Genomic DNA, 13,985 nt, shown 5'->3' on the forward strand with positions numbered 1-13,985 from the left:
CGATCCACCGGACGAAAACCCATAGCCACACCAGGATTCTCCCAGCATCACCAGCCCACACCAAAATCATCACCAGCAGGTCGCCCCAAAACGCAACAGCCTCTTAGGCGCAATGAAGGGGGCCTTCACGTACCTCAAGCGCCCAACGACCCGGAACCGAGCACGTCCAAGCCTCGTGAGTGGCTAGGACGGTTAGAACCGTCATCGCCACTCACGAGGCAGGAAGCGGGTCAGGGAGTGGGCACGCACTTCTTCGCGGCGGCCATGGCGGCCAGCATTTCCGGCGTGTCCATTTTGACCGCCGCGAACGGATCGGTGGTCTCCGTGAGCGGCTTCTGCGCCGCCTCCAGGGCTTTGAGACCGGCGTCCAGCGCGGTCTGGCTCTTGGAGGCGTCCAGCTTCCGCTTCCCTTCCGCCGCCGCGTCCCTCGCCGTCGTGTAACTGTCCACAAGGGACTTCTTCGCCGTGTCCCCGCCGGGGATCGGGGATACGGGCAGGGCGTTCAGCCCGTCGACGACCTTGCCCGCCAATTCGGCCCGGACCCCGAGGTTTTCGCTCAGCCAGGGGCGCGTCACCTCGACGCCGGAGCCCTGCTTGCTCGCGTGGTCGTTGCTGGCCTTCACGTAGCCGAAGATCGCGCCGCACATCCCGTCCAGCCAGGCCACCGTCTTGGTGTCCGGCTGGGATGTGGTGGACGTCGGGGTGACGGTGACTGTCGGCGGCGGGGGAGCCGCCTCGCCCGAACAGGCCGTCATCGCGAACAGCGCTCCAGCGAGGAACACGAGCAGTGTCTTCGTTTTCATGGGGACTCCGGTCAGCGAGGGGACGCGCAGTTCTTGGCCGTGGCCGCGGCGGCCATCAGCTCCGGCGTCTCGAGTTTGAGCGAGGGCAGGAGATCGGGGGTGTCCGTGACCGGCTTCTGGGTTTCGTCCATCGCCTTGATCGCCGCGTCCATCGCGGCGCCGTTCCCGGACTTCTCCAGACGCTGCTTCCCGGCGGTCGCCGCGTCCCTGGCCGCGGTGTACCGGTCCACAAGGGACTTCTTCACCGCGTCACCGCCGGGAATCGGCGACGGGGGCAGCGCGGTCAGGTCGTCGACGACCTTGCCCGCGAATCCCGCACGGATCCCGAGTTCTTCCTTCATCGCGCCGCGGGTCACTTCCGTCCCCGACCGCTGCTTGCGCGAGTACTCGTCATGGGCCTTCATGTAGCCGTACACCGTGCCGCACACCCCGTCGAGCCAGGCGACCGTCTTGGCGTCCGGTCCGGCAGGCGCCACAGGCGCGGTGGACGACGGGGTGGCTGTGACGGTCACGGGCGCCGGTGGTGGCTCCCCGGAACAGGCCGTCGTCGCGAACAGGGCCCCCAGCAGGGCAACGAGCAGAACTTTCGTCTTCATCGGACCTTCCCTCCGGGGTGAACACGTTCCGGAGGGGGTCTGGGTTGCCCGCGGGTTTCAGCCGCAGCCGCCCATGACCCGAGCCAGCTCGCCGGGCAGCATCGGCGGTTCCGGCAACGGGTTCGCGGCGGGCGCGCGCATCCCGTCGAACAGCAGGGCGAGATGGCGGCGCCAGACCTCCGGCCGGACGTCCGCGGTCGCTTCCACAGTGCGCGCGATCCCCCAGGTCACGAAGGCCATGTCTTCGAGGGTGAAGTCGGCGCGCAGAGCACCGCTCTCCTTGGCGCGTTCGACGATCCGGGTCATGAGTTCGTACCCGCGTTCGAGGTCCTCGGTCTGCGGCGGACGCGTCGAGGCGAGTTCGTTGTAGCCGCGATCGGCGGCCTGGAGTTCGCAGACCCGTTCGACGAAGGACGTCAATCCAGCCCAGGCGTCGTCGAGGGACAGCGCGTGTTCGGCCAGTTTCGCGACGGTCTCGGTCCGGTCGGCGAAGACGGCGCTCACCAGATCCGCGCGCTGGGGGAAGTGGTTGTACAGCGTGCCGATGCTGACGCCGGCGGTCTTGGCGATCTCTTCGAGCGCGACGTCGAGGCCGCGCACCGCGTAGAGCCCCCTGGCGGCCTCGACCAGCAGGTCGCGGTTGCGCTGGGCGTCCTTCCTCATGACCGCATCCTAGTCAAGTTGAAGGTGGCCTCAAGTTGTGTGTACCTTCGAAGAAGTTGAGGGAGCCCTCAACTTAGGGATTCTGGGAGGACGCCATGACCAAGACGCTCGCCATCTTCGGTGCCGGACCGGTGCTGGGGCTGTCTCTCGCCCGCCGCTTCGGCCGCGAAGGCTTCCGTATCGCCCTCGTCGCGCGCACCACCGAGAACCTCGACGCGCTCGTCGCCGAACTCGACGGCGACGGCATCGAAGCGAAGGGGTACGTCGCCGACGTCTACGAACCGGCGCGGATCGAGGCCGCCGTCGCCGCCATCGGCCGGATCGACGCGGTCGCCTTCAACCCCGGCGGCGGGGACATGGGGGAGGGCATCGCGCCGGTGCTCGACGTCGATCCGGAGAACCTGCGGCTCATCCTGGACCGGTTCCTGGTGTCCGCGGTGGCGCTGGTCCGCGCCGTGCTGCCGGACATGACCGAGCGCGGTGACGGCGCGATCCTGTTCACCGCCGGTCAATCCGGTCTGCATCCGGCGCCGTTCCTCGGCAACATCGGCATGGCACAGGCCGCGCTGCGGAACTACTTCCACAATCTGAACGCCGTGCTCGCGGAGAAGGGCGTCTACGCCGGAGCCGTCAACGTCGGCGCGCTGATCGAGGGCAGCGTTCCGCATCGGGTGCTCACCTCGAGCCCGCTGGACTTCGAGCCCGAGGTGATCCACCCGGATGCCTTCGCCGACGCCTTCTGGAAGCTCTACTCGACGCGCGAGGCTCCCGAAGCGCTGGTCGGGTCTTTCGGGAGGTAGCTACTTCTCGATGGCGTACGCCTCGATCTCGACCTTCATCTTCGGGTCGAGCAACGCCGTGACCTCGACCATGGTGGCCGCGGGCAGCACGTCGCCGAAGGCTTCGCGGTGCGCCCGCGCCACCAGGTCCGCGTCCTTGATGTCGGTCACGTAGGTGACCGTGCGCACCACCGCGGCCAGGCTCGAATCGGCTTCCCGCAAAGCGGTTTCGATGATCGAAAGCACGGCCGAGGCCTGTTCGTACGCGTCTCCCGAACGGAACGGCTCACGCGCCGTCGTCCCGGAAACATGGATGTGGTCGCCGACGCGCACCGCGCGGCTGTAGCCGAAGATCTTCTCGAAGTCCCCACCAGAGGAGATGTTCACCCGCTCGGTCATGCCCGAACGAAAGCACAGCGGCGGCCGGAGCGGAACCGAATTGACCTCACCCATGATCGAACACGTTCAGGTGGCGCCTCGGCTTTCGAGTTGAGGCCGGCGGTGCGGCTTGTAGCGTCGGGCTGAGTTCGCTCGCCACCGGGAGGCTCTTCATGGTCGTCGCACAACGTCGGCGCCGTGTGCCGAGACCGTTGTCACGCCGGGTTTTGTCGTTCGGCGCGGTGCTGGCCGTCCTTTTCGGAACCCTCGTCACGACGGGGACGGCGCAGGCGGCGACCTGGCCGGTGCAGGGCGAGAACGACCCGTCGACGTTCGACTGCGACCACCTGTACTACAGCAACTTCCGCTCCGGCATGCAGTTCCGCGCCGGCGCCGCGGGGGACGCGGAAATCCAGAACACGGTGATCAGCAAGCGGGCGGGCGCGGGCCTGCCGGACTACTGGTCGACGAACATGGCGCTGGGCAAGGATCCGGATACCGGCCGGGTCGCCGCCTTCTACTCCAGCTACACCACCGGGAATCTCACGCTCTACAAGCACGTGTCCGGGACGAACACCGTTACCGACGAAATCGCCGGAGGCGAATCCCGCAAGCTCCCCGCCGGGACCAACTGGGGAGGACTCGGCGCCGATCCCGCCACCGGGATGCTCTACGGCGCGCAGAACGGCGGGGCGCCGGTGCTGTTCGCGATGAATCTGGCCAGTGGCGCGACGAAGACCTTCTCCCGCGGCTCCACGCTGAAGCCCGTCCCGGCGAACGACCCCGTGTTCGCCGGAGGATCGCTCGTCCCCGACCTGTTCGTCGACTCCTCCGGCGGCGTGTACTACGGGATCGTCTACGGCGGACAGAGCTACATCTACCGGTTCGATCCGGACACCGGCGAGACCACCCAGGCGGTGAAGGTCACCGGCCCCGGCTCGTCCAACGGCTTCGACAACTACGGCATGGCCTTCCTGAACGGCTCGATCTACCTCGGTTACTACGGCGGCGCGCTGTACAAGGTCGATCCGCGCACGGGAGTTTCCCGGCAGGTGCCCGGCGGCAACGCGCACACCAACCAGGTCGGCCGGATCAGCTCCGAATCCGGCGGGACCTGGCCCATCACCGACCTGGCCAGCTGCTCTATCGCCCCGGATCTGACGAAACGGCTCGTCGTCGCCAAGAAGGCGGACAAGGCCGACGCGAAACCGGGCGACAGGGTCACCTACACGGTCACGGTCGCCAACGAGGGTACGGCGACGGCGCCCGGGACGGTCGTCACCGACGACCTGTCCGGAGTGGTGGACGACGCCGCCTACAACGACGACGCGAAGGCCTTGTCGGACGGCGCCGAGCTGGCGAAACCCCAGTACGACGCCGCGGGGAAACGGCTGACCTGGACCGGCGACCTCGGCCCCGGCGCGTCCGTGACGATCACCTATTCGGTGACGATCGGTTCGCCACCGGGCGGCGACAAGAAGCTCGACAACGTCGTGACCGTGCCGGACAGCAACTGCGCCGAGGGCGGGAAGGACCCGGACTGCGCCGCGCGGGTCGACGTGGCGACGTTGAAGATCGTCAAGAGCAGCGCGCCGAAGAAGCCCATGCCCGGCCAGAAGGTCACTTACACGGTCAAGCTCACCAACGACGGCACGGCCGACTGGACGGACGCCACCGCCGTCGACGATCTGTCCGATGTGGTCGATGACGCGGCGTACAACAGCGACGCCACCGCGACCACCGGCGTCGTGACCTACTCCGGGACCGGCAAGACCCTGCGCTGGGCCGGTGCCGTCGGGAAGGGCAGCACGGTCACGATCACCTATTCGGTGACAGTCGCGAACCCGCCGGGCGGGAACAAGCGGCTGACCAACGTCGTCGTCGGCCCGGACGGCTCGACCTGTCCCGAAGGCAGTACGGACCCGGCCTGCGGCACCGACGAGCCGATCAACGGGCTCGTGATCACGAAGTCGGCCGCCCCGGAAACGGCCAAACCCGGCGACGTCGTGACCTACACCCTGACCGCCCGCACCCTCGACGGTTCGGCCGCGACAGGGGTGACCCTCACCGACGATCTGTCGGGTGTCCTCGACGACGCCACCTACAACGGTGACGCCGTCGCCGCCGCCGACGGGACGCCCACTCCGGCGCAACCCGCCTACGACAGTCCGACGTTGACGTGGACCGGCGACATCCCTGCCGGGAAGACCGTCACCATCACCTATTCGGTGAAGGTCGGCACGCCGCCGGCCGGGGACAAGGTGCTGCGCAACGCGGTCACCGGTCCGGACGGCTCGACGTGCCCGCCGGGAAGTACCGACCCGGCCTGCGGCACTGAGACCCCGATCGGCGCCCTGGAGATCAAGAAAACGGCGAGCCCGGCCTCGGCCATGCCCGGGGACAAGGTCACCTACACGGTGAAGGTGCGCAACGTCGGCCCGGCGGCCTACCCGGGAGCTTCGTTCAGCGACGACCTGACAGGCGTCCTCGACGACGCCACCTACAACGGCGATGCCTCCGCCACCTCGGGCGCCACCACCTTCGACGAGCCGGGCCGGAAACTCACCTGGACCGGGGACGTCGCCGCGGGAAGCACGGTGACGGTCACCTATTCGGTCACCGTCGGCAAACCGCCCGCCGGGGACCGGCGGCTGACCAACGTCGTCGTCGGCCCGGACGGCTCCACCTGCCCGGAAAACGGTTCGGACCCCGACTGCGCGACCGAAACCCCGATCGGGGTACTGGTGCTGGCCAAGACCGCGGCACCGGCGAGCGCGAAGCCTGGCCAGGTCGTCACCTACACCGTGACCGCGAGCAATCCCGGGAGCGGCGTCTACCGGGACGCCCGGTTCGCCGACGACCTGACCGGTGTTCTCGACGACGCGACCTACAACCGGGACGCGCGGGCCACCGCGGGCACCGTCGCGTACGCGGAGCCGAAGCTGACCTGGACGGCGGACCTTCCGGCGGGCGCCACGGTGACCATCACCTACTCGGTGACCGTGAACAAGCCGCCCACCGGGGACCGGACGCTGCGCAACGCCGTGACCGGCACCGACGACTCGACCTGCCCGCCCGGCTCGACGGACCCGGACTGTTCCGCCGTCACCCCGGTCGCGGCCCTGCGGATCGCCAAGACCGCGGCACCGGCCGCTCCCCGGCCGGGCGAGCGGCTCACCTACACGGTGCGCGTCCAGAACACCGGAACCGCGGCGTACCCGGGAGCGCGGATCACCGACGACCTGACCGGTGTCCTCGACGACGCGACCTACAACGACGACGCCACGGCGACCGGAGGCACCACCGGCTACGAGGCCCCGGTGGTGAGCTGGACCGGCGACGTCGCGGCCGGTGCCACCGTCACCATCACCTATTCCGTCACCGTGAACCGCCCGCCCGGCGGCGACAAGAAGCTCTCCAACGCCGTCGTCGGCACCCCGGACGGCAACTGCCCGCCGGACTCGGCGGATCCGGACTGCGGGACGGTCACACCGGTGCCGTCGCTGAAGATCCGCAAGACGGCCACGCCGGAGGAGGTCAAGACCGGCGACACGATCACCTACACCGTTACCGTCGAAAACGTCGGCGCGGCAACGGATCCCGCCGCGTCGTTCACCGACGACCTTTCCGGTGTGCTGGACGACGCGACCTACAACGGCGACGCGAAGGCGGACACCGGGGCGGTGACGGTCGCTGTCGCCCCGCCGACCTTGACCTGGACTGGCTCTCTCGCGCCCGGTGACAAGGCCACCGTCACCTACTCGGTCGTCGTGACCAACAAGGGCGACAAACGCCTGGTCAACGTGGTCACCGGTACGGGCTCCAACTGCGAAGAAGGCTCGGAGGACCCGGACTGCCGCAACGAGCTGCCCACCCCGGCGTTGCGCATCACGAAGTCGGCCGCCCCGGCGGTGGCCGCACCGGGCGGCAAGGTCACGTACACGGTGGTCGTGCGCAACACCGGTCAGGCGCCGTATCCCGGTGCTTCGTTCACGGACGACCTGACCAAGGTCCTCGACGACGCGACCTACAACGACGACGCGCGGGCCACCGCGGGCACCGTGGCGTACACGGCGCCGAAGCTGACCTGGACGGGCACGGTCGCCGCCGGTGCGTCGGCGACCATCACCTACTCGGTCACCGTGGCGAAACCCCTTCGAGGGGACCATTTCCTGGACAACGCCGTGTCGAGCGACGAGGGGACCAACTGCCCGCCGTCAGGGCAGCGGGATCCCGCCTGTTCCACCCGCACCCCGGTGCTCTCGATGGTCATCGCCAAGACGGCGTCGCCGTCGAGCGGAGTCGCTCCCGGCGACAAGGTCACCTACACGCTGTCCATCACCAGTACCGGCACTGGTGAGTATGAAGATGCCGTCGTGACCGACGACTTGGCCGGTGTCCTCAGTGGAGCGACGTACAACGGCGACGCGAAGGCCACGAGCGGATCCGTCGCGCTGAGCGGAAAACTGCTTCGCTGGCACGGAAAGCTCGCTGTCGGGCAGAAGGTCGTCGTGACGTATTCGGTCACCGCCGGAGCCGGGGAAGGGAAGCTGCGCAACACGGTCACGTCCACCACTCCCGGCGCGAACTGCCTCACCCCGGACGAACCCGGCTGCTCGACCGAAACGCCGGTCACTCCCGGCAAGCCGCCTGTCGATCCGACTCCGCCCGTCGGCCCGACGCCTCCGGTCCGGCCGCCCGGCACGGGACCGCTGGCCTCCACCGGTTCGCACACCGGTGACCTGCTGGCGCTGGCTTTCGCCGCGTTGCTGGCCGGAGCGTGGATGCTGCGGTACGCGCGTCGCCGGGCTCGCCGCTGAGCGGAAACGCGGTGTGACTTTGAAAAGCCCGGTGCGGGTGTCCTGTGTGGACACCCGCACCGGGCTCAGTTCGTTCTACTCCGGATCAGGGAGCGTTGTTCCCGCGTGACTCGTCGGAGAAGCCTCCTCCGGCCGCTACGCCGGGGAGCACCGCTCCGCGGATCATGTCGATCGTGCCCTTCGTGATCAGCGCATAACCGTTGTGGTTCGGATCGGTGATGTGCTTGATGACGTCGACGACTTTGGTGAACTCCTTGTTGTCGGCCCACCCCGCCGGCCCGTCCATGACCTTCAGAATTTCGTTCATCTTCTTGTCGAAGGCATCGAGTTGGTACTGGTTGATCGAGCCCGGGTGCTCGTTGGCGTACTTCTTCGCGCCGTCCATGAACAGGTCGTGCGTCTTTTCCTTGCTGTTGAACAGCCAGGACTTGTCGTCCTTGGGGGGAGCGCCGGTTCCGCCGTTGCCGTCGGCGTTGTTGGTTCCGCCTGATCCGGAGCCGGAGCCGTCGGCATTGTTGCTGCCGGAGCCGGAGCCGGAGCCGGACCCTGAACCGGAGCCGGACCCGCTGCCGGAGTCGGTACCTGAACCTGAACCACTGCCGCTGCCGGAACCGGATCCGCTGCCGCTGTCAGTACCGGAGCCGGAACCGCTGCCGCTGCCGCTGCCGGACCCTGAACCGGAGCCGGACCCGCTGCCGGAGCCGGAGTCGGTACCAGAGCCGCTGCCGGAACCTGAACCACTGCCGGAGCCGTCGGGACTGTTGCTGCCGGACCCGCTGCCACTGCCGGAGCCAGAGCCCGAGCCACTGCCGGAGCCGCCGCCGGCGCCGTTGTCGGCCTTGGGGTCTGTCCAGGGGTTGTAGGTGGGGTCGCCGTTGTCGCGGTATGGGCCGCCGGAGCCACCAGCGCCGCCGCTGTCCGTCCCGCCGGTGCCACCGTTGCCGTCAGCGTTGTTGGTTCCACCGCTGCCGCTGCCGGAACCTGATCCCGAGCCGCTACCAGAGCCTGAACCGCTGCCGGGGCCGCCGCCGGCGCCGTTGTCGGCCTTGGGGTCTGTCCAGGGGTTGTAGGTGGGGTCGCCGTTGTCGCGGTATGGGCCGCCGGGGCCACCGCTGCCAGCGCCGTCGGCGCTGTTGCTGCCCGAGCCCGAGCCGCTGCCGGAGCCGGACCCGCTGCCCGAGCCGGAGCCGTCAGGGCCGTTGCCGCCGCTGCCCGAGCCCGAGCCACTGCCGGAACCACTACCGGAACCGGAGCCGTCGGCGCTGTTGCTGCCGCTGCCCGAGCCGCTACCGGAACCGCTACCGCTACCGGAGCCGGAGCCGCTACCGGAGCCGGAGCCGCTACCGGAGCCGGAGCCGCTACCGGAGCCGGAGCCGCTACCGGAGCCGGAGCCGCTACCGGAGCCGGAGCCGCTACCCGAGCCGCTTCCGGAGCCACCACCACTGCCAGAGCCGCGTCCGCCACCACCACCACCAGGTGTGGGCACGACGTCGTCCACCGCCCTGGCGGCGTCGTCGGCCAAACCCTTGGTGCTCTTCGAGAGGTTCTTGATGGACTTCGCCGCCGAAGTGATCGCCTTGGTCAGCTTCGTGATCTGGATACCGATCTTGGACAGCGCCACGGCGACCGTCGCGAAGACGGTGCCGAGGAAGATGCCGATCGAGGTGCCGAACGTGAACGGCATGGCCGCGATCGCGGCGATCGCGCCCGCGAGGATGCCGCCGAGCACGCCGGAGACGAGGTCGCGGATGATCCCTCGGACGGCACCGATGACGGCACCGCAGATCGACACGGTCTTCTTCGCGGACTCAAGGGACGTGCCCAGCGCGTCCACGCCCGCGGCGAGGTCCTCGGTGGCCTTTTTGAAGGCGTCGGCGGCGTTGCCCTTCCATGAGTCGACGAGTTTGCCGACTTCGTCCTTCAGGGTTTGGGCCAGCCCCTCGATCTTTTCCTTTTCCTTGCCGAGGGCGGCGGCCGCTGTCGAGATGCCCTCGGGGTCACCCAGGAGCATGTCGAGCGGAATCCTGAACGGGGTGATGTGCTCGATGAGCCAGCCGATTCCCGCGGCGAGGACACTGCCGAGCGGGTCGATCACCAGGCCGAGGGTCTCGAGCACGAGACCCGCGCCCGCGATCCCCTGCATCACCTTGTCGTTGTCCTTGACGGCGAATTGCAGCTGGTCGATCGTGTTGATGATTCCCGCGCCGTTGGTGCGGGTGTCATCGGAAGTGATCAGGTTTTTCGGATCGTGCCAGAAATCGTTGGGCTTGTAATCGACGTTGTCTTCGTATTTGTTCTTGTCACCGAGTTTTCCGGTGTCCGCGCCGCTCATTGGTCGACCTTCGAGATCTGCTCTTTCGCGTGGTCTTCGTTGGCTTGGTATTCCTTGTAAGCCTTGTCGAGTTTCTCCTTGTGCTTCTGGAGAGACTCGCCGTACTTGTTGAAGGCGTCCCGCGTCTCGGCGCAATAAGCGGAAGCTGCCGCGCCGATGATCTGACCCATGAGGACTCCGTACAGACCCGGATCGGCGACCATGTGGCCGACGAGGTCACCGGTTTGGCGCACGTCGTCCGCGTGCCCGGCCAGCTTCTTGCCGAAGGTGTCGAAAGCTTCGGCAGCCGGGATGTCTTGTCCGCCGCTCACCAGGGGTTCCCTTCGTCCTCGTCCATGTCGTCACGGGCCGGACGACGTCGTGGTGGTGGTGGAGGTGCCTGCCTCGTCGGCGGCTGCTGCTGGGATGGGGGTGGTGGCGGCGTGAAGGGCCGCGGCGGCGGGGGAGCTTCGTCCGGCTCGGGGGTCTCGGCGAACTTGTTCACCTGGTCGATGTAGGCGTCGACAGCCGGTTCCGGCGGGAGGAAGCTCTTCATCATCTCGACGGCTTCACCGTCACCGACGATGGTCTCCACCGCGCTCGTCACGGCACGCGCGGTCTTGCTCTGCGCCTCGCGAACGGTCGCCATGATCGTCGCCGTCAGCCGGGGCTCGCCCAGCGCGCACGCCCGCCTGCCGAGCTGGATGTTGCTCAGCGCGCCGTTCGGCGCCAGCGTCACCGTGACGGAACCGTCCGGCGAAGTCACCGTGGCGCCGGCGGTGGAGAAGGCTTCCTCCAGCTGGGTTGCCTTCTCCTGCATTTCACGGGCTTGTCGTTCGAGGTAGTACTGGAGGTCTTCGCCTGGCTTCAGATCCGGCTCCACGCCTTGCTCCCTGTAACGGCTGATTCGTTGTAGGCACGCCGCTTCACGCGATCTCCAAGGTGAAGCCGTTCCCCGCTGGCATCGAGCCAAGCCGATGAAAAGGCGGCCGTGCCATGATCCGCACCGTATCGTTACCACCAAGTAGGTATTCGGACAACCCCGGCGGCCAAGGAATGCCCGAAAGGTCCGGTCGGGGTGGCAGATCAGGCCATGGTGTGGGGAAAGGACGGTGCGATGGGAACCGGACCGGTGGTGCGGAACGCCGAACGGGACGACGTCATGGCCATCTGCGGCTTCGGAGAGGAGCACGTCCGAGCTCATTACGCGCCGTTGATCGGCGAAGAAGCCGCGGCCAAGCAGGTCCGGATGTGGTGGCACGAGACGAACATCGCCGGTGCCGTTGCTCGCGGTGCGGTGGTGGTCGCCGACGACGGCGGGCACCTCGTCGGCGTCGGGCAGCGCGGCCGCGACGGCGACGACCACGTGATCTACAAGCTGTACGTGCATCCACGTCATCGTGGGAGCGGCTTGGGTCGTCGGCTGCTCGACGCTCTCATCGGACAGTTGCCAGAGGACGCCGGGCGGCTGTACATCGAGCATTTCGCGGCCAATGAACGCGCTGGCGCGTTCTACGAGCGCGAAGGGTTCACAGTGGACCGGATCGAACCGAGTTCCAGTGGAGACGTGGTGTGGCGCGTCCGTGATCTTCGCTAGCGGAGGTTCCGGGCGAGGGCCCCGTCGAGCCAGCGGTCGACCTGACGCTGGCCACGCAGGCGGACGATGACGAGGTCCGGATGGCGGTTCTCCTCGATGACCTTGTGTACCCGGGCTCGAATCATCGGGTGATAGCGCCAGGCGAGCCGGATGATGTGCCCGGGATCGGTGAAGAACGTGTACAGCGGACCTTCGACGTTGCCGCCGGCGATCTTCGAGCCGCGCCCGACACGGCGCTTCAGCGTCCGGACCACAGTGCGGGTCATCGTCATGACCCGTGGGTGATCGAGCCAGACCAGCACGTCCAGTCGTTCGGTCATCCGCTCCCGGACCTCTTCGCCCTGCCACTCGATGGCCCACTCGTCGCCGTCGAGGAACTCCAGGACGTCCGCCTGCCAGGTCTCGCGCACCGTCCAACCCGGAGCGTGGAAGAAGGACTCGAACTCGACGAACGGCAGCCCCATGCGCTCGCACAGGGTTCGCGCCAGCGTCGACTTCCCGGATCCGGCGGGACCCGCCACCGCGGCCCGCCGGACGCGCCGTCCGGGAAGGGCGTCGTCCGGCCCGATGATCTCCATGCCGGGAGCATAGGGAAAGGAGGGGCCCGGCCCTACCGGTTTTCGGCGGCCTTCTTGAGATCCTTCAACCAGATTTCGAGGCCTTGGCCGAGCATCGCGGTGGAGCCCGGCACGTCCTTGTCCACCTGCGGGCCGGTATGGCTCTCCTCGGTGCGGACGATGACGCCGCCGCGCACCTTGACGAAGTTCCAGACGTGGACGCCGTCGATGTGCATGCCCCCGGGGCCGTCCAGCGGGCCTGTCCAGCGGAGGCACTTGCCGGGCTGGAGTTGCCGGACGGTGGAAACGATGGTGACGTCGCCGGGCGGGTAGGGCATGCCGGGCGGGACGGGAATCGTCCACTGGAACCGCGAACGCTCGCGCAGCGGGCCGTGGTCCAGGCGTTTCATGGTGACGGGGATGGCGGGGTTCTGCCAGGACGGCCAGGCTTCCACGTCGGTCTGCAGATCCCAGATGGTGCGCAACGGCGCCTTGACGAAGGTCTCGGTCCGGTAGTGCACCTTGGCGGCGCGGTCGATGCCCCTTCCTTGGCAGGTAAGTGAAGTCGGCTTGCTGTCGTGCGCGGGAGTGGCGGCCTGGGCGGGCGCGGTGGAGCCGAGGACGCCCGCGATCGCCAGCGGGACGGTGAGCAGGGCGGTGCGAAGACCGAGCATGGGGGTTCCCCTTGGGTGCGTTAGTGGCTCTCGCTATAGTTATAGGCTATAGCGAGAGCCGGGCGCGCGTCAAGGAGGAGAGGTGCGGCGAGTGGCTGGGACGGTTCTATGGGGGCAAGGAGGCCTTCACGGACTTACGAGCGCCGCGTCTCTGTGGCTGGAGTGGTCGGTCGAGTGGGTCGTGAGTGGTAAGTGTCGTTAGAACGACCCGAAACACTCACGAGACCCGACCCAGGAACGCCAGGAACCGCGTCTGCTGATCGGCGCCCGGTGCCGGTTTCACCTTGGGCCCGAAGGTGCCCGGCGTGCGGCTGATGATCAGCCGGGCCAGGGAGAACGACGGCGCGACGATGTCGGGCTCCATGGGTACGTCCACGCCGACAGCGGAGCCGACGTCCCAGGTGTGGACCAGGGTGTCGAAGGTCAGCAAGGCCAGGTAGTCCGTGACGGTCGCGTCGGGACGGTTGGCCACGTACCACGCCGGGGCAGGCCGGCCGAGGATGTCGTCGGTGACGAGGGCGTCCGTCGCCTCGCGGGTCTCGCGCCACCCGGCCAGCGGGTTCTCACCGGCCAGCTCGCCGGGATTCTCGGAGCCCGCAGGTCCGTTCCGCACCGTGTACTCCTGGCCCGCCAGGTGGTGGCGCAGCACCTCCAGCCCCCAGATGACGTGACCCGCCACGTCGCGCACCGTCCAGTGTTCGCACGCCGACGCCGCGTCCCACTGTTCCGGCGACACGGCGGCGAGCACGGCGTCGAAGGTGTCTTGTGTCCGCTGGTAGCGGTCCACGGTCTCGTTGGTTTCCATGG

The 13,985-nt window shown here is 68.2% G+C and carries 13 protein-coding genes; 3 read left to right on the plus strand and 10 right to left on the minus strand.

Annotated features, from left to right (window positions below):
• Positions 1 to 230 precede the first annotated feature (230 nt).
• The 3 genes from ACFOSH_RS37910 to ACFOSH_RS37920 are packed head-to-tail and all read right to left on the minus strand — an operon-like array spanning position 231 to position 2,062.
• A complete protein-coding gene (locus ACFOSH_RS37910; protein WP_378245499.1) occupies positions 231 to 803 on the minus strand; it encodes a hypothetical protein in 573 nt (190 codons plus the stop codon).
• A gap of 11 nt (positions 804 to 814) precedes the next feature.
• Positions 815 to 1,399 carry a hypothetical protein gene (locus ACFOSH_RS37915; protein ID WP_378245501.1) on the minus strand — a complete coding sequence of 195 codons (585 nt, stop codon included), beginning with the start codon at positions 1,397 to 1,399 and terminating at the stop codon, positions 815 to 817.
• 57 nt (positions 1,400 to 1,456) lie between these two features.
• Complete coding sequence (locus ACFOSH_RS37920) at positions 1,457 to 2,062, minus strand: TetR/AcrR family transcriptional regulator (RefSeq protein ID WP_378245503.1); 606 nt, start codon at positions 2,060 to 2,062, stop codon at positions 1,457 to 1,459.
• A 95-nt stretch (positions 2,063 to 2,157) separates the two neighbouring features.
• Here ACFOSH_RS37920 and ACFOSH_RS37925 point away from each other — a divergent pair, with 95 nt between their 5' ends.
• Positions 2,158 to 2,862, plus strand: a complete 705-nt coding sequence (locus ACFOSH_RS37925) for an SDR family NAD(P)-dependent oxidoreductase (protein ID WP_378245505.1) — start codon at positions 2,158 to 2,160, stop codon at positions 2,860 to 2,862.
• On the opposite strand, the gene ACFOSH_RS37930 is transcribed toward ACFOSH_RS37925, so the two are convergent.
• Positions 2,863 to 3,240, minus strand: coding sequence for a RidA family protein (locus ACFOSH_RS37930; protein ID WP_378245507.1), 378 nt, complete (start codon positions 3,238 to 3,240; stop codon positions 2,863 to 2,865).
• 152 nt (positions 3,241 to 3,392) lie between these two features.
• On the opposite strand from ACFOSH_RS37930, the gene ACFOSH_RS37935 reads away from it, so the two are divergent.
• Positions 3,393 to 8,039 (plus strand): DUF7927 domain-containing protein, encoded by a 4,647-nt coding sequence (locus ACFOSH_RS37935; protein ID WP_378245509.1) that lies wholly within the window; start codon positions 3,393 to 3,395, stop codon positions 8,037 to 8,039.
• Between the two features lie 85 nt (positions 8,040 to 8,124).
• On the opposite strand, the gene ACFOSH_RS37940 is transcribed toward ACFOSH_RS37935, so the two are convergent.
• The 3 genes from ACFOSH_RS37940 to ACFOSH_RS37950 are packed head-to-tail and all read right to left on the minus strand — an operon-like array spanning position 8,125 to position 11,233.
• Positions 8,125 to 10,371 (minus strand): WXG100 family type VII secretion target, encoded by a 2,247-nt coding sequence (locus ACFOSH_RS37940; RefSeq protein WP_378245511.1) that lies wholly within the window; start codon positions 10,369 to 10,371, stop codon positions 8,125 to 8,127.
• Positions 10,368 to 10,682 (minus strand): hypothetical protein, encoded by a 315-nt coding sequence (locus ACFOSH_RS37945; RefSeq protein WP_378245513.1) that lies wholly within the window; start codon positions 10,680 to 10,682, stop codon positions 10,368 to 10,370. Before ACFOSH_RS37945 ends, ACFOSH_RS37940 begins: the two co-directional genes overlap by 4 nt.
• Positions 10,679 to 11,233, minus strand: a complete 555-nt coding sequence (locus ACFOSH_RS37950; RefSeq protein WP_378245515.1) for a YbaB/EbfC family nucleoid-associated protein — start codon at positions 11,231 to 11,233, stop codon at positions 10,679 to 10,681. Before ACFOSH_RS37950 ends, ACFOSH_RS37945 begins: the two co-directional genes overlap by 4 nt.
• Before the next feature lie 234 nt (positions 11,234 to 11,467).
• Here ACFOSH_RS37950 and ACFOSH_RS37955 point away from each other — a divergent pair, with 234 nt between their 5' ends.
• On the plus strand, positions 11,468 to 11,947 hold the full coding sequence (locus tag ACFOSH_RS37955) for a GNAT family N-acetyltransferase (RefSeq protein ID WP_378245517.1): 480 nt from the start codon (positions 11,468 to 11,470) through the stop codon (positions 11,945 to 11,947).
• Here ACFOSH_RS37955 and ACFOSH_RS37960 read toward each other — a convergent pair.
• The 3 genes from ACFOSH_RS37960 to ACFOSH_RS37970 form a co-directional block, all read right to left on the minus strand.
• Positions 11,944 to 12,525 (minus strand): adenylate kinase, encoded by a 582-nt coding sequence (locus tag ACFOSH_RS37960; RefSeq protein ID WP_378245519.1) that lies wholly within the window; start codon positions 12,523 to 12,525, stop codon positions 11,944 to 11,946. The genes ACFOSH_RS37955 and ACFOSH_RS37960 overlap by 4 nt on opposite strands.
• Before the next feature lie 32 nt (positions 12,526 to 12,557).
• Entirely contained in the window at positions 12,558 to 13,178 is a 621-nt protein-coding gene (locus ACFOSH_RS37965; RefSeq protein WP_378245521.1) for an SRPBCC family protein, read from the minus strand.
• Positions 13,179 to 13,395: 217 nt separating this feature from the next.
• Positions 13,396 to 13,983: a TIGR03086 family metal-binding protein gene (locus tag ACFOSH_RS37970; protein WP_378245523.1), complete on the minus strand. Its 588-nt coding sequence runs from the start codon at positions 13,981 to 13,983 to the stop codon at positions 13,396 to 13,398.
• Between the last annotated feature and the right edge of the window lie 2 nt (positions 13,984 to 13,985).

It is taken from the genome of Amycolatopsis speibonae, assembly GCF_042647925.1.
Taxonomy (GTDB): domain Bacteria; phylum Actinomycetota; class Actinomycetes; order Mycobacteriales; family Pseudonocardiaceae; genus Amycolatopsis; species Amycolatopsis speibonae.